Here is a 14158-nt window from a genome sequence, read left to right as displayed (position 1 = left end):
CGGCCCTATGGATATCGCGACTGGCCCGGTTCTGGAGCGCATTGCGCGCGTACTGGCCGGCGAGCGGCTCAGCGTAAATGCGCACGGGGATCAGGAATCCGCCGGCGATGCGGTGGATGCCGCCTGGCGCGATTATCGCGAGGAAGCGATGGCCGTCCTCCACACGCTGCGCGCGCCCAGCAAGGCGATGGCCGCCGCTGGTGACCCCGCCGTGTGGGAACGGATGATCCTGGCCGCCATCGAGGAATCGCAGCCAGAGGGCGCCTGAGCACAGGCCGCCCCCCGGCGACACGTTCACTTCAGGCCAGAACCGTGAGCCATTCCTCTTCCGGCGCGCGCGGGCTGCGCGTGCGGTTGGCCGGTTCCTCCGCATCCTCATAGCCGATCGCGACACCGCAGAAGAGCATCCGCTCTGGCGGCGTGCCGAGGAACGTTTCGACCGTGCTGGGATAGACTGCCCAGCATTCCTGCGGGCAGGTCGCCAACCCTTTCTCCACCGCCAGCAGCATCAGATTCTGCAGGTACATGCCAAGGTCGGCCCACTGCGGCGGCCCCATGCGGCGGTCGACCGTCACGAAGAAGGCGGCCGGCGCGCCGAAGAACTGGAAATTTCGCGCGAACCACTGCGCACGCGCGGGATGCCGAGGTGCCCGTACATGATTTCGCCGATCTGGAACGTGCGCGCCTTCGTGGCGTCGGTCATTTCACGCGGATAGATGTCATAGCCCGGCGTCTCGGTCTCGCGCCGCTCGATCTTGCCGCGCATGATCTCCTTCAGATCGGCCATCTTCTCCCCGGTCACGATGTCGATGTGCCAAGGCTGAATATTCCCGCCCGTCGCCGCGCGCGCCGACGTCAGCGCCAGATCCTTCAGCACGTCCAGCGGCACCTCCTTGTCCAGGAATCCGCGGACCGAACGCCGCTCCCTTACTGCGTCGGATACGTTCATTCGCCTCTCCACCTCTTGCCGTGCGCGTTAAATCGCGGCACATGAGCGGCTGGGATAACATCTGTTATGGAGAGTCGGAAGATGGCCGAGGCGTATATCGTCGAAGCGGTGCGGACGGCTGGTGGACGACGCGGCGGAAAGCTCGCGGGGGTTCATCCGGTCGATCTGGCAGCACAGGTTCTGGACGCGGTAATCGAGCGTTCGGGCATTCCGGGCGACGCTGTCGAAGACGTCATCATGGGTTGCGTCAGCCAGGGCGGCGAGCAGGCCGGTCAGGTGGGGCGCAATGCGGTGCTCGCCTCCAAGAAGCTGGCGCAGTCGACGCCGGCCGTCACGATCGATCGCCAGTGCGGCTCGTCGCAGCAGTCGATCCAGTTTGCGGCGCAGGCCGTGATGTCGGGGACGCAGGACGTGGTGATCGCGGCGGGCATCGAAAGCATGTCGCGCGTGCCGATGGGCTCGACCTACAAGCTGTTCTACGACGCCGGCCTCGGCAAGAACAAGTCGCCGGGCCTGGAGGAGAAGTTCCCGGGCATCAACTTCAACCAGTTCGCTGGGGCGGAGATGATCGCCAAGAAGTACGGCTACACCCGCGAGCAGCTCGACGAATATTCGTTGAACTCGCACCGCAAGGCGGTGGCCGCGACGCAAGGCGGCAAGTTCAAGGACGAGATCGTCCCGATCGAGATCGAGACGCCCGAGGGCAAGGAAGTGCACACCTCTGACGAGGGCATCCGCTATGACGCCTCTGCCGAGGGCATGGCCGGGGTGAAGAAGCTGTCGGAAGAGGGCGTGCTGACCGCCGCCTCGTCGAGCCAGATCTGCGACGGCGCCAGCGCGGTGCTGATCGTCAGCGAGGAAGCCCTGAAGAAGTACAACCTCAAGCCGCTGGCGAAGATCGTCAACCTGACGGTGACCGCGGGCGACCCGGTGATCATGCTCGAAGAGCCGCTGTTCGCGACCGACAAGGCGCTCAAGAAGGCCGGCCTGTCGATCGATGACATCGACCTGTACGAAGTGAACGAAGCGTTCGCCTCGGTTCCGGTCGCCTGGCTCGAGCATACCAAGGCGGATCCGAACAAGCTGAACGTCAACGGCGGCGCGATCGCGCTCGGCCACCCGCTCGGCGCATCGGGCACGAAGCTGATGGCGACGCTGGTTCACGAACTGCGCCGTCGTGGCGGCCGCTATGGCCTGCAGACGATGTGCGAAGGCGGCGGTGTCGCCAACGTCACGATCATCGAAAATTGCGACTGGCAGGGCGAGGCGAAGGCCGCAGCCTGAACCTGTTGCCGTGATTAAATGGCCCGTTCCCCGCACAAGCGGGGGACGGGATCGTGCCCCGCTTGTGCGGGAGCATTTTCTCGGGAGGGGAATTCAATGAAGCTCGACAACAGCATTTCCGCCGTCATCACCGGCGGCGCGTCCGGCCTTGGCGCCGCGACCGCGCGGCAGCTCGCCGCCAAGGGCGTGAAGGTCGCCATCTTCGACCTTCAGGAAGAAAAGGGCGAGGCGATCGCCAAGGAACTCGGCGGCGTGTTCTGCAAGGTCAACGTCACCGACGAGGCCTCGGTCGACGAGGGCTTCGCCAAGGCGCGCGCGGCGATCGGCCAGGAGCGTATCCTGGTGAATTGCGCCGGCACCGGCAACGCGATCAAGACCGCCAGCCGCAGCAAGGAAGACGGCTCGATCAAGCACTTCCCGCTCGACGCGTTCAACTGGATCATCCAGATCAACCTCGTCGGCACCTTCCGCTGCATCGCCAAGTCGGCGGCCGGCATGATGACGCTCGATCCGCTTCCCGATGGCGACCGCGGCGCGATCGTCAACACCGCGTCGGTGGCGGCCGAGGACGGCCAGATCGGCCAGGCGGCCTATTCGGCGTCGAAGGGCGGCGTCGTCGGCATGACCCTGCCGATCGCACGCGATCTCATGAACGAGCACATTCGCGTCAACACGATCCTGCCGGGCATCTTCAACACCCCGCTGCTGCAGGGCGCGCCGCAGAACGTGAAGGATGCGCTGTCCGCGTCCGTGCCGTTCCCGAAGCGCCTCGGCGATCCGGAGGAATATGCCGCGCTCGCCACGCTGATGATCGAGAACGGCTATTTCAACGGCGAGGACGTTCGCCTCGACGGCGCGATCCGCATGGCGCCGCGCTGAGCACGGCGACACGCTGACGGCGCGGCGCCTGCCGCCGCGCCTGACCGCCTTTATCGAACGATGACACCTCCCCGGGGAGGGCCATGGCCAGCGACGATCGGATCGTCCCGGGCGCTGGTCACCCCCGGGGAACGTGTTTCAGAGCTACAGGAAATATCGCATGTCCCGCCCCGCCCCCTGGCGCCTTGACCTTTCATCCTATCCCAAGCGCGAGGTGAAGCAGACGCGCTTCCAGGATCTCGACACGATGGGTCACCTCAACAACGTCGCTTATGCCGCCTTGTTCGAGGATGCCCGCGTGCGCATGAACCAGCAGCTGGGACGCGTGAACCGCGGGAAGATGGCGGAAGGCTCGTTCCGCGCGGTGGTGGCCCGCAATGAGATCAACTACCTCGCCGAAGGCAGCTTCCCCGAGGATGTCGAGATTGGCCTGGGCATCGGCCGCATCGGCAATCGCAGCTTCGAGATGCTGGCCGCGGCTTTTCAGTCGGGCGCGTGTATCGCCACCTGCGACACGACGATCGTGATGACCGATCCGAAGGGCGAGTCCCTCCCGGCCGACTTCGTCGAGCGGCTGAAGGCGGTTCAGGTGAAGGCCGCCTGATCGCGGCCGGGTACCGCAACGGCAGCGGGCCCGGCGCCACCGATGATCGCGATCATCGGCAGCGCACGGGCCCGCATTTCTCCGCCTGGTTGCGGCGGGTTACTTCCCGCGCAGCGTCCCCAAGGTGGCGAGCCCAAGGACGCCGACCAGCGCGGCTGCTGCCCACGGACGCTCCTTGGCAAAGGCCTTTGCCTGTCCGACCACTGCGGGCTGCCCGTCAGCGCCCGGCGCCATCGCCTTCTGCACCGAACCCTTCAGCTGATCGAGCATGCCGCTCGCCTGCATCGAACGATCGTTCGTCGCGGCGCCGGCCGTTTCCTTCACCTTGCCCGTCACCGTGTTCATATCTGCGGTAAGTGCGTCAGCCATGATCAATACCTCCGATTTCCCGGAGGCGACAACGGGTCAGACGGGCTTTTGTGCCACATGCCGGGCCGCTCGCCGCCGGCCGCGAGACCGGAGGCGAGCGGCACGAAAACGTCAGTCGACGAAGACCGGCGCGCGCTTTTCCATGTTGGCCTTTACCGCCTCCACCTGGTTGGGCGAGCGCATAAGCTTGACCTGCTCGTCGCTCTCGCCCTGCAGCACGGTGGCGGTGTCGCCATCCACCATCAGGTTGATCAGCCGCTTGGACGCCTTCACCGCGTCGGGATTGCGACCGGCGATCTCGCGCGCCAGCTCGAACGCCGCGGCGCGCGGATCATCGGCGAGCCGGGTGACGAAGCCATAACGCTCGGCCTGCCCGCCGGTGAACTCGCGCGCGCTGTAGGTCAGGTCGCGAAGCACGTCGTCGCGCGCCAGCGTCCGCCACAGCGCGAGGCCGGCCATGTCGGGCACCAGCCCCCAATAGGTTTCGCGGATCGACATGCGCGTGTCCGGCCGCGCGATGCGCACGCAGGCGCCCGACATGATCTGGAACCCGCCGCCCAGCGCGACGCCATGCACCGCGGCGATCACCGGCATCGGCAAGGTGCGCCAGCCCCAGGCGACATTCTGCGCCGTGTTGGCGACACCATGGCTGCGCTTGCCCAGATCGTTGCCCGATCCGCCAGCCGCCATGGATCCCATGTCGAGCCCGGCGCAGAACGCCCGCCCCTCACCCGACAGCACGGCAACCCGCACATCCTTCATGCCCGCCAGCCGCTCGATGGCGGCGTTGATGCCGGCGAACATCGCCGGATCGAGCGCGTTCATCTTGTCCGGTCGGTTCAGCCGAACGTCCGCGATGCCGTTCTCGACCGTGATCGTAACCCGCTCTTCCATCTCGCTCTCCCGCAAATTGATACGATCGACTTAGACAAGCCGGCCGCGTCCAGCAATGCCGCCCCGGAAATGCCGCGATCGTTGCGCTCGAGGAAGGCGGGTGTATCAGCGGGTGCATGAAGATCGAGACGGCATTGGGCGACATCCCCGGCATGGAGGATGTGCGCTTCGGCGGCCATGGCGGGCGGCTCGGCATCGCCTATCACGCGCATGGCCCGGACTGGTGTGAGCTGACGCTGCCCTATCATCCGGACATCATCGGCGACGAGGACAGCGGCGTGATCGCGTCCGGCCCGATCTTCGCGCTGATGGATATCGCCACCAGCCTGGCGACGATGCGCAAGCTGGGGCGGTTCGTGGCGCACGCCACGCTCGACCTGCGGGTCGATTACCTACGGCCGGCGAAGCCCGGGCACACGGTGATCGGCCATGGCGAATGCTATGCGATCAAGCGATCGATCAGCTTCGTGCGCGGCCAGGCGCATGACGGTGACCCGAACGATCCCGTCGCGCATGTCTCGGGCACCTTCATGTTCCTGGGAGAGGGCGCATGAAGCTGCCGCCCTATGCCGATCTGCTCGGCGCGACGCTGGAATGGGAAGATGGCCTCCCCGTCCTCGCCATGCCGTTCGGGCCCGCAGTGATCGGGCGCCCCGGCTTCGTCCAGGGTGGCGCGATTACCGGCCTCATCGAAATGGCGGCGCTGGCCGCGCTGCGCCACCAGATGGCGGGCGAGGATGGCGCGGACGGCAACCGGCGCGTGAAGCCGATCAACGTCACGATCGATTTCATGCGCGGCGGGCGAGAGCGGCTGACCTATGCCGCCGGCACGGTCACCCGGCTGGGCAACCGCATTGCCAATGTGGAGGCGATCGCCTGGCAGGAAAGCCGGGCCAAGCCGATCGCCTCTGCACGGATGAACTACCTTATCGCGCGGGGGTGAGCCGCAGCATCCGGCCCTGCGATCCCTGCGCGCCATCCTCCAGCACGTAGATTGCGCCGTCCGGGCCCTGCTCCACCTCGCGGATGCGGGCACCCATGTCCCACTGATCGCCCTTGCGCGCATTGGTGCCGTCGAGATCGACGCGCACCAGCGCCTTGGATGACAGCCCGCCGATGAACGCGTCGCCCTTCCACTGCGGGAACAGGTTGCCCGAATAGATCATCAGGCCGCCGGGCGAGATCACCGGGGTCCACGACACCTTGGGCGCCTCGAAGCCGTCGCCGGGCGCGTGATCGGGGATCGGGCGCCCGTCATAATGGTCGCCGTTCGACACTTTCGGATAGCCATAATTGCGGCCCGGCAAGACGAGGTTCAGCTCGTCGCCGCCCTTCGGCCCCATCTCCTGCTCCCACAGATTGCCCTGCGCGTCGAAGGCGATGCCGAGCAGGTTGCGATGGCCATAGCTCCACACCGCGGGGTGGAAGCCCTTTGCCGCCAGCGGGTTGCCCGCCGCCGGCTTCCCGTCGGGGGTGAGGCGAAGCACCTTGCCAAGCGTCGCCTTGGGATCCTGTGCGGGATCGAACTTCTGCCGCTCGCCATTGGTGAAGAACAGATACTGGCCGTCGGGCGAGAAGGCGATGCGACCGGAATAATGGCCATTGCCCTCGACGAACGGCGTCGCGCGGAAGATCTCCTGGATCTGGCTCAGCTTGGCCGCGCCAGGGTTCGCTTCATCGAGCACGCCGCGCGCCAGCACCACGCCCTTGCCGCCCGCACCCGTCGTCGACCAGCTGAGGTACACACGCTTCGACTGCGCGAAATCGGGCGCCAGCACGACATCCATCAACCCGCCCTGGCCGGCCGAATCGACCGTCAGCGTGGCGATCGTCTGGCGCACCTTGCCGTCGGCGGAGACCAGCAGAAGCCGCCCGTCCTTTTCCGTCACCAGCATCCGGCCGTCGGGCAGGAACGTCATCGCCCAGGGCGCATCGAAATCGGCAACGACCGTCTCGACAAACGGCTTGCCGGCGGTGGCCGCGGTGGAATCGCTCGCCGCATTGCCGGCCTGCGGCTCTGCGGAACAGGCGGTGGCGGCCAGCAGGGCCGCGACGAACAGGCTGCGCGAGATCACGATAACTCCTCAAACGGGCAAATCAGGATCAATACCGTCGCAGTGTCGATGCGGTTCCGCAACAGATCACCCGAGGCGAAAGGGCGACGATCCGCGCTTCGGCTGGCGCGCCGCTTTTGCTAGAGCCGCACCCGATCCTGTCAGAGAAAGCGTGTCCCCTCGCAATGCCCGGAATGAAGCACGAACGCCTGTATCTCGCGCCAGTCGCTGGCGTGGACGAGGCCGGGCGCGGGCCACTCGCCGGGCCCGTGGTGGCGGCGGCGGTGATCCTGCCGGAGCGTGGCGTGCCGCGAGGCATCGACGATTCGAAGAAACTCTCCGCCACCGAGCGCGCCCGGCTGTGCGGCCGGCTGCTGGATTGCGCGATCGTCGGCGTCGGCATCGTCGAGGCGGAGGAGATCGACACGCTCAACATCTATTGGGCGACGATGAAGGCGATGACCGTGGCGGTCGATCAACTCGCCGCCACGCTCGGCTGCGCGCCGGGTCACGTGCTGGTCGACGGCAACCGCCTGCCGCGCTGGGGCTATGCCGCCACCCCCATCGTGGGGGGCGACGCGCTCAGCCGCTCGATCGCCGCGGCCTCGATCGTCGCGAAGCACACGCGCGACACGATCATGATTCGGCATCACGAATCATATCCGCATTACAATTGGGCCTCTAACAAGGGGTATGGCTGCGCCACCCACCGCCGCGCCTTGGTGGAACACGGCCCCTCGCCGCTCCATCGCCGCAGCTTCGCGCCGGTGGCGCAAACGGTTCTTCCGCTCTGAGTCTTTTGCGCCACACCCCATTGCTTGAGTCCTGCCGCCGCGGTTGACTCAACATCTGGGTTCGGGCGCGGAATGTTCCGCCATGTTAACGGCTTTGCAGCTTTTATCGTTAACCAATCATCGCTTGACGGCGAGTCCACCGCGCGGCGACGGTCGCGTGCGAAAAGGGGGAACCGCATGAGTGTCATCGAGAAAACGCGCGTGCGTCGCGCCCCGGCGAAGGTGTCGACGAAGGTGGCGGCCGATCCGGCCGCCCTGCCGCTCGACCGGATTCTGATCGGTGACTGCATCGCGCAGATGCGCGCGCTGCCGGCCAAGTCGGTGGACATGATCTTCGCCGACCCGCCGTACAATCTGCAGCTCGGGGGTGAGCTGTTTCGTCCGGACGGCAGCCATGTCGATGCCGTCACCGACGATTGGGACAAGTTCGATACCTTTGCCGCTTATGACGCGTTCACGCGCGCCTGGCTGGCGGAGGCGAACCGGATCCTGAAGGACAATGGCACGATCTGGGTGATCGGGAGCTATCACAACATCTTCCGCGTTGGCGTGGCGGTGCAGGATCTGGGCTTCTGGATCCTCAACGACATCGTGTGGCGCAAGAACAACCCGATGCCCAATTTCCGCGGCACCCGGTTCACCAACGCGCACGAGACGCTGATCTGGGCGTCGAAGGGCGAGAAGGCGAAATACACCTTCAACTATCGTTCGATGAAGACGCTGAACGACGAGATCCAGATGCGCTCGGACTGGGAATTCCCGATCTGTGGTGGTCAGGAAAGGCTGAAGGGCGCCGACGGGCACAAGGTGCACCCGACGCAAAAGCCCGAGGCCTTGCTCTATCGCGTGCTGCTCGCCTGCACCAAGCCGGGCGACGTGGTGCTCGATCCGTTCTTCGGCACCGGCACGACGGGCGCGGTTGCCAAGCGTCTTGGCCGCCGCTGGATCGGCATCGAGCGCGAGGGCGTGTACATCGATGCGGCGCAGGCGCGTATCGACGCCGCGCTGCCGCTCGACGAATCGGCGCTGCGCACGATGCAGAGCCCCAAGCAGCAGCCCAAGGTCGCGTTCGGCGTGCTGGTGGAAAACAGCTATCTGCCAGCGGGCAGCATCGTGGTGGATGCCAAGCGCCGCTTCCGCGCCACCGTATGCGCCGACGGCAGCCTCGCCAGCGACTGCGGCGCCAGCGGCTCGATCCACAAGCTCGGCGCGACGCTCCAGGGGGCACCAACCTGCAATGGCTGGAGCTTCTGGCATTACGAGGTGGACGGCGCGCTCAAGCCGATCGACGCCCTGCGGCAGACGTACCTGCTCGCCACCCAGGTGTAAGCACCGCTGAGCCTGTCGCCTCGGGGCAGTTGCCCGGCGACGCGACAGGCTCGGCAGCGGCCGCCGCGTCAGCCTCGCGCTGGCGGGATGCTTGCCCCCTGCCGATCGCTGCCGCACAAAAGGCGCTCCTTCTGTGAAAGCGGTCCATGCACCTTCGTCCGGTACAATTTGTCGACGCACCCTTCGCCTATGATGATGGCGCGGTGGCGCGACTTGCCGGCGGGATGCAGTGGTTCGCCGCTTATGAGGTGAAGGAAAGCGGGGCCAAGCGGATCGTCCCGGTCGCGGAGATCGCCGCGCTCGGCGCCCGCGCGGCGATGCTGCACGCCCGCTTCGTTGCGCCGCGCCCCCCGCTCGCCCTTGGCGAACGCACCCTGCGCTTCGACCAGCCGGTGCTGGCCGCCATCCTCAACGTCACGCCCGACAGCTTCTCCGACGGCGGCACGCATCGCGATGATCCCGCTGCCGCGGCATCGGCCGGCATGGACATGGCAAGCGCCGGCGCGGCGCTGATCGACGTCGGCGGCGAATCGACCCGCCCCGGCGCTGCCGCCGTATGGGAGGAGGACGAGGCAGCCCGCGTCGTTCCCGTGATCGAGCGGCTGGCCCGGGCCGGCGCGCTCGTCTCCATCGACACGCGCAAGGCACTTGTCATGGAGCGCGCGCTGGCTGCCGGTGCGGCGATCGTGAACGACGTCTCCGCATTGCTATGGGACAAGCGCGCGGTCGACGTCGTCGCGCGTGCCGGCTGCCCGGTGATCGTGATGCACTCGCCTGACCCGGAAAAGGGCGGCCACGGAACGACCATCTACCGCGATGTCGCGGTGGAGGTGTTCGACTGGCTGGACGCGCGGATCGAGGCGCTCGTCGCGGCCGGGGTCGACCGCTCGCGGATCATCGTCGACCCGGGCATCGGCTTCGGCAAGTCGCTGCAGGACAATCTCGCGCTCATCAATGCGCTGGCGATGTTCCACGGGCTGGGCTGCGCCATCATGCTCGGCGCCAGCCGCAAGCGGCTGATCGGGGCATTGTCGAACGAGGCGCCGGTCCGGGAGCGGCTTGGCGGCTCGGTGGCGCTGGCGCTCAAGGGTGCGGAGGCGGGGGTTCAGGTGCTCCGCGTCCATGACGTCGCTGAAACCCTGCAGGCGCTGCGAGTCTGGCGTGGCCTGCGTGACCGGGCGTTCGTCGGATGAGCTGCCGACGTCCGACGCTCGCCGCATCCGCCGGTATCGGGCGCGCGCGCTGATGTGCGTCGTGGCGCTGGCACATCGCGCGCATCCCGACTGGCGCCTGGTTGTCGCTGCCAATCGCGACGAATTCCACGCGCGCCCCTCCGCCCCGCTCGATCGCTGGACCGATGCCCATGACGTGCTCGCAGGGCGGGATCTGCTCTCCGGCGGCAGCTGGATCGGGGTGTCGGAGGCGGGGCGGTTCGCAGTGGTGACCAATGTCGCCGGCCACCCCCGCGGCGACGGCGCGCCATCGCGCGGCGCGCTGGTTGCGGACTATCTGCGCTGCGGGGCGCTGCCTGACGATGACCGGCTGGACGCCTATGGCGGGTTCAGCCTGATCACGATCGGACCCGTCGCCGATTATCAGACCAATCAGCCGCGCCCGCTCCGCCACATTCTCTCATCCGGGGTGCACGGCATCTCCAACGGGCCGCTCGATCCGCCGTCGTTGCGCACCCGCGCGGTGACGATGGCGCTCGACACATGGCTTAGCGCACCGCAGCCCGTCGGCCACCTGCTCGACCTGCTGGTGGACGAGACGCCGGCCCCTGAGGGAGAGCGGCCGGTTTTCATCCGCGATGCCGTCTATGGCACCCGTTGCAGCACCGTGATCGCGATCGACCACGCCGGCGACGGGATCATCGTCGAGCAGCGTTTTCATCCCGATGGAACGGCTGACGGCGTGACCCGCCTCGCCTTCCGCTGGCCGACCGACTGACGCCGCCGTCACCGGTACAGCCCTGCGCGAATACCGCAGGATTGTCGCGAGCCCGCGAATCAGGGATAGTCGCGCCGCGAACAGGATGGAGTGGACGCCATGTCGATTGCGACGGCCGTCATGCCAAACCATTGGTCGATCATCACGATCGCTGCTGCCGGGCGCGCCGATCCGGCGTGGAACACGCGGATGCGCTGGCCGGTGAAGGGTGATGATCACGTCGTCCTTCACGACGGTGAACGCCGCAGCCTGTGGGCGGCGCAGCTCGATGCGGCGGTGATGCGCGCCGATCGCACCGTGCTGCTGGTCGCCGAGGGACTCGGCTGCCATGCGGCGTCCTGGTGGGCGCGCCTCTCCCCGGCGAGCTATGTCTCACGGATCGCCGGCGCCTTGCTGTTCGATCCGCCCGCCGAAGGCGCCGAAGAATCCCAGCCCTTCGCCTCGCCCGCCATCGCGCTTCCGTTCCCGTCGCTCGTCCTGTCCGGCGCGGATGCGGCGGCCACGATACCCGCGGTGAACGGCTGGGGCAGCCGGCTGCTGCGCGGCGACCGCCAGCGGCACGGCGAACTACGGCCGTGGCGCAGCGCGCCGCGCCTGATCCAGCGCGCCACCGCGCGGGTCGTCGATCGCGACGTGGAACGCGCCATCGCGGTCCATCCGATCTTCCATCGGGACCGTTGAGGGCAGCACTGCGCACACTCGCTGTTGCCCTGCCGCGCCACGCTCGCTAACCGCCGCCAATGGCGCACGTTGGCATCATCATGGGCTCCACCTCTGACTGGGAGACAATGCGGCACGCGGCCGACATTCTCGCCGTGCTGGAGATCCCCCACGAAACCCGCGTTGTCTCGGCCCATCGTACCCCGCAGCGTCTCTATGATTACGCCACCGGGGCGGCGGATCGCGGGTTGAAGGTGCTGATCGCGGGCGCTGGCGGGGCGGCGCACCTCCCCGGCATGGCCGCGGCGATGACGCATTTGCCGGTCCTGGGCGTGCCGGTGGAATCACACGCGCTGAAGGGCATGGATAGCCTCCTCTCGATCGTCCAGATGCCCGGTGGCATCCCTGTGGGGACGCTGGCGATCGGCAAGGCCGGCGCGATCAACGCCGCGCTTCTCGCCGCCGCCATCCTCGCCCTTTCTGACCCGGCACTGGAAGAGCGGCTGAAAGCATGGCGATCGACCCAGACCGACAATGTCGCGGAGCTGCCCCAATGACACCGCTGCCTCCAGGCTCGACCATCGGGATCCTCGGCGGCGGACAATTGGGGCGCATGATCGCCGCAGCCGCGGCGCAGCTGGGCTATCGCACCCATGTGCTGGCCCCTGACCGCGAAAGCGTCGCGGCGCAGACCGCATCGTCGCTGACCCGCGCCGACTATCACAACCGCATCGTCCTCGCCGACTTTGCCGCCCAGTGCGATGTGGTCACCTACGAATTCGAGAATATCGCCGCCGAGCCCGTCGAATGGCTCGCCGATCACGTGCCCGTCCACCCCTCCCCCGCCAGCCTGCGCGTGGCGCAGGATCGCGCTGCGGAGAAAAGCTTTGTCGAGAAGCTCGGTGGTCGCCCGACGCGCTGGGCCGCGGTCGACAATCGCGCGGCGCTGGAAACCGCCATCGAGGAGATCGGAGTCCCCGCGATCCTCAAGACGACGCGCATGGGCTATGACGGCAAGGGCCAGGCACGGATCATGGATCGCGCCGATGCCGACGCCGCGTGGGAGGCGGTTGGTGGTCCGGCCGTGCTCGAAGCCTTTGTTCCGTTTACCCATGAATTCTCGATCATCCTGGTGCGCGGCCATGACGGATCGATGGTGAGCTATCCGCCGGCATGGAATCAGCATGACGACGGCATCCTGTCGCGCTCGACCGTTCCCGCACCGGCGGAGATCGCCGCACTGTGGACGGAGGCCGCGGCGCTCACCGGGCGCGTTGCCCATGCGCTGGGGCATGTCGGGGTCCTGACGTGCGAGTTCTTCGCGACGCCCGATGGCCCTGTGTTCAACGAAATGGCGCCGCGCGTGCACAATTCCGGCCACTGGACGATCGAGGGCGCGGAGACATCGCAGTTCGAGAACCACGTTCGCGCGATCCTCGGACTGCCGCTGGGCAGTGTCGCACTCACCGGCCGTGAAGCGGTGATGCAAAACCTGATCGGCGCCGACGTGGATTGCTGGGCGGATGTGCTGGCAGAGCCCGGCGCCCACCTGCATCTCTATGGCAAGCGCGAGGTTCGCCCGGGCCGCAAAATGGGCCACATCACCCGCGTCGCCCGGGACCTGGACTGACACCCTGCTTGGCTGCTTCCTGAGCGGCTGAACCCGGGCCAACGCTGCTCCGGCGGCCTCCACACCCGGCGCCGCCTTATGCGCCATGCGAGCTGCCTGAACCAAGCCGCGTCGTCGTGGCCAGCCTCAGCGCCTTGCCATATAGCGTCGCGCTTCCCGCACCTTGCAAGCAGATCAACTCCTGCGGCTCGTTGCGCTGGTGGGTGGGATGGCGGACGCACCGCTTGCAGGAACTGTAAAGCTGGGCTGAGGCGCGGCCGCACAAACGGCATCCAGGATCATGCGGACCCCGCCGCAGCGGAAAGAACGCTGCTGCGCCTTCACCAGGCGGCGCCGCACAAAAAAAGGGGCCGGCAATGCCGACCCCTCTCTCTTTTTCGTCTGACGACGAAGGTCTTACATGCCCGCGCCGGGGCCGTAGGTAACCTCCACGCGACGGTTCTGAACCTCGCGGACGCCGTCTGCGGTCGGCACGCGCGGGTTGCTCTCACCGAACGCCTCGGTGGTGATGACGCCACCCGGGATCGACTTCGACTCGAGGTACGACTTCACCGAGTCTGCGCGACGCTGCGACAGACCGACGTTGTACTGTGCCGAACCCGAACGGTCGGTGTAGCCGGCGACCATCACCTGGGCGTTGCCGCAGGTCTGGTACTGGGTCACGGCGTTGTCGAGGATCGACGCTGCCTCAGGCGTGATGTCCGACTTGTCCCACTCGAAGAAGACAATGAACGGACCCGGCGAGCACACCACTTCCGGCGG

The 14158-nt window shown here is 67.2% G+C and carries 18 protein-coding genes and 1 pseudogene; 13 read left to right on the top strand and 6 right to left on the bottom strand.

What is annotated here, in order from left to right; translation table 11 throughout:
* The first annotated feature begins 7 nt into the window (after positions 1–7).
* Positions 8–268: a hypothetical protein gene (locus CA236_RS12480; protein WP_046407280.1), complete on the top strand. Its 261-nt coding sequence runs from the start codon at positions 8–10 to the stop codon at positions 266–268.
* A 31-nt stretch (positions 269–299) separates the two neighbouring features.
* Here the strand turns inward: CA236_RS12480 and CA236_RS19355 are convergent.
* Both CA236_RS19355 and CA236_RS19350 read right to left on the bottom strand, forming a co-directional pair.
* A pseudogene (locus tag CA236_RS19355) lies at positions 300–590 on the bottom strand (nitroreductase); the annotation flags it as partial.
* Positions 572–949, bottom strand: coding sequence for a nitroreductase family protein (locus CA236_RS19350; RefSeq protein WP_346962774.1), 378 nt, complete (start codon positions 947–949; stop codon positions 572–574). The gene CA236_RS19350 and the pseudogene CA236_RS19355, both read right to left, overlap by 19 nt.
* A gap of 81 nt (positions 950–1030) precedes the next feature.
* Here CA236_RS19350 and CA236_RS12470 point away from each other — a divergent pair, with 81 nt between their 5' ends.
* The 3 genes from CA236_RS12470 (at position 1031) to CA236_RS12460 (ending at position 3716) form a co-directional block, all read left to right on the top strand.
* On the top strand, positions 1031–2233 hold the full coding sequence (locus tag CA236_RS12470) for an acetyl-CoA C-acetyltransferase (RefSeq protein WP_046407276.1): 1203 nt from the start codon (positions 1031–1033) through the stop codon (positions 2231–2233).
* 96 nt (positions 2234–2329) lie between these two features.
* Positions 2330–3112 (top strand): SDR family NAD(P)-dependent oxidoreductase, encoded by a 783-nt coding sequence (locus tag CA236_RS12465; RefSeq protein WP_046407275.1) that lies wholly within the window; start codon positions 2330–2332, stop codon positions 3110–3112.
* A 160-nt stretch (positions 3113–3272) separates the two neighbouring features.
* Positions 3273–3716, top strand: a complete 444-nt coding sequence (locus CA236_RS12460) for an acyl-CoA thioesterase (protein WP_046407313.1) — start codon at positions 3273–3275, stop codon at positions 3714–3716.
* A 99-nt stretch (positions 3717–3815) separates the two neighbouring features.
* On the opposite strand, the gene CA236_RS12455 is transcribed toward CA236_RS12460, so the two are convergent.
* A complete protein-coding gene (locus CA236_RS12455) occupies positions 3816–4085 on the bottom strand; it encodes a CsbD family protein (protein WP_046407273.1) in 270 nt (89 codons plus the stop codon).
* A gap of 111 nt (positions 4086–4196) precedes the next feature.
* The gene (locus CA236_RS12450) at positions 4197–4979 is read right to left on the bottom strand and encodes a crotonase/enoyl-CoA hydratase family protein (RefSeq protein ID WP_125945850.1); all 783 of its coding nucleotides are present in this window, start codon (positions 4977–4979) and stop codon (positions 4197–4199) included.
* A gap of 116 nt (positions 4980–5095) precedes the next feature.
* On the opposite strand from CA236_RS12450, the gene CA236_RS12445 reads away from it, so the two are divergent.
* Positions 5096–5533, top strand: a complete 438-nt coding sequence (locus tag CA236_RS12445; protein ID WP_046407269.1) for a PaaI family thioesterase — start codon at positions 5096–5098, stop codon at positions 5531–5533.
* Positions 5530–5922: a PaaI family thioesterase gene (locus CA236_RS12440; protein WP_046407268.1), complete on the top strand. Its 393-nt coding sequence runs from the start codon at positions 5530–5532 to the stop codon at positions 5920–5922. Before CA236_RS12445 ends, CA236_RS12440 begins: the two co-directional genes overlap by 4 nt.
* Here the strand turns inward: CA236_RS12440 and CA236_RS12435 are convergent.
* Entirely contained in the window at positions 5906–7051 is a 1146-nt protein-coding gene (locus CA236_RS12435) for a PQQ-dependent sugar dehydrogenase (protein ID WP_125945934.1), read from the bottom strand. The two genes, CA236_RS12440 and CA236_RS12435, sit on opposite strands and share 17 nt — an antisense overlap.
* 167 nt (positions 7052–7218) lie before the next feature.
* Here CA236_RS12435 and CA236_RS12430 point away from each other — a divergent pair, with 167 nt between their 5' ends.
* The 7 genes from CA236_RS12430 (at position 7219) to CA236_RS12400 (ending at position 13396) form a co-directional block, all read left to right on the top strand.
* Complete coding sequence (locus CA236_RS12430) at positions 7219–7827, top strand: ribonuclease HII (RefSeq protein ID WP_046407266.1); 609 nt, start codon at positions 7219–7221, stop codon at positions 7825–7827.
* Positions 7828–8004: 177 nt separating this feature from the next.
* Entirely contained in the window at positions 8005–9156 is a 1152-nt protein-coding gene (locus tag CA236_RS12425) for a site-specific DNA-methyltransferase (protein WP_125945849.1), read from the top strand.
* Positions 9157–9302: 146 nt separating this feature from the next.
* Entirely contained in the window at positions 9303–10349 is a 1047-nt protein-coding gene (gene folP, locus CA236_RS12420) for a dihydropteroate synthase (protein ID WP_125945848.1), read from the top strand.
* Positions 10327–11106, top strand: coding sequence for an NRDE family protein (locus CA236_RS12415; RefSeq protein WP_346962773.1), 780 nt, complete (start codon positions 10327–10329; stop codon positions 11104–11106). Before folP ends, CA236_RS12415 begins: the two co-directional genes overlap by 23 nt.
* A gap of 99 nt (positions 11107–11205) precedes the next feature.
* Positions 11206–11787 (top strand): alpha/beta hydrolase, encoded by a 582-nt coding sequence (locus CA236_RS12410; protein ID WP_125945847.1) that lies wholly within the window; start codon positions 11206–11208, stop codon positions 11785–11787.
* A 59-nt stretch (positions 11788–11846) separates the two neighbouring features.
* Positions 11847–12323, top strand: a complete 477-nt coding sequence (gene purE, locus CA236_RS12405; protein ID WP_241212638.1) for a 5-(carboxyamino)imidazole ribonucleotide mutase — start codon at positions 11847–11849, stop codon at positions 12321–12323.
* Entirely contained in the window at positions 12320–13396 is a 1077-nt protein-coding gene (locus CA236_RS12400; RefSeq protein ID WP_125945846.1) for a 5-(carboxyamino)imidazole ribonucleotide synthase, read from the top strand. Before purE ends, CA236_RS12400 begins: the two co-directional genes overlap by 4 nt.
* 396 nt (positions 13397–13792) lie before the next feature.
* Here CA236_RS12400 and CA236_RS12395 read toward each other — a convergent pair.
* Positions 13793–14158 (bottom strand): OmpA family protein (locus CA236_RS12395; RefSeq protein ID WP_164518935.1); only part of this gene is annotated, 366 nt, incomplete at its 5' end.

This window comes from Sphingomonas sp. ABOLG, assembly GCF_003950435.1.
Lineage (GTDB): Bacteria > Pseudomonadota > Alphaproteobacteria > Sphingomonadales > Sphingomonadaceae > Sphingomonas > Sphingomonas panaciterrae.
This window is presented reverse-complemented; position numbering and strand designations above follow the sequence as displayed.

Bases quoted from the DNA above. Each gene is read 5' to 3' on its own strand.
- CA236_RS12480 (WP_046407280.1), top strand. From the start codon at position 8: ATGGATATCGCGACTGGCCCGGTTCTGGAGCGCATTGCGCGCGTACTG.
- CA236_RS19350 (WP_346962774.1), bottom strand. From the start codon at position 949: ATGAACGTATCCGACGCAGTAAGGGAGCGGCGTTCGGTCCGCGGATTC.
- CA236_RS12470 (WP_046407276.1), top strand. From the start codon at position 1,031: ATGGCCGAGGCGTATATCGTCGAAGCGGTGCGGACGGCTGGTGGACGA.
- CA236_RS12465 (WP_046407275.1), top strand. From the start codon at position 2,330: ATGAAGCTCGACAACAGCATTTCCGCCGTCATCACCGGCGGCGCGTCC.
- CA236_RS12460 (WP_046407313.1), top strand. From the start codon at position 3,273: ATGTCCCGCCCCGCCCCCTGGCGCCTTGACCTTTCATCCTATCCCAAG.
- CA236_RS12455 (WP_046407273.1), bottom strand. From the start codon at position 4,085: ATGGCTGACGCACTTACCGCAGATATGAACACGGTGACGGGCAAGGTG.
- CA236_RS12450 (WP_125945850.1), bottom strand. From the start codon at position 4,979: ATGGAAGAGCGGGTTACGATCACGGTCGAGAACGGCATCGCGGACGTT.
- CA236_RS12445 (WP_046407269.1), top strand. From the start codon at position 5,096: ATGAAGATCGAGACGGCATTGGGCGACATCCCCGGCATGGAGGATGTG.
- CA236_RS12440 (WP_046407268.1), top strand. From the start codon at position 5,530: ATGAAGCTGCCGCCCTATGCCGATCTGCTCGGCGCGACGCTGGAATGG.
- CA236_RS12430 (WP_046407266.1), top strand. From the start codon at position 7,219: ATGCCCGGAATGAAGCACGAACGCCTGTATCTCGCGCCAGTCGCTGGC.
- CA236_RS12425 (WP_125945849.1), top strand. From the start codon at position 8,005: ATGAGTGTCATCGAGAAAACGCGCGTGCGTCGCGCCCCGGCGAAGGTG.
- folP (WP_125945848.1), top strand. From the start codon at position 9,303: ATGCACCTTCGTCCGGTACAATTTGTCGACGCACCCTTCGCCTATGAT.
- CA236_RS12410 (WP_125945847.1), top strand. From the start codon at position 11,206: ATGTCGATTGCGACGGCCGTCATGCCAAACCATTGGTCGATCATCACG.
- purE (WP_241212638.1), top strand. From the start codon at position 11,847: ATGGCGCACGTTGGCATCATCATGGGCTCCACCTCTGACTGGGAGACA.
- CA236_RS12400 (WP_125945846.1), top strand. From the start codon at position 12,320: ATGACACCGCTGCCTCCAGGCTCGACCATCGGGATCCTCGGCGGCGGA.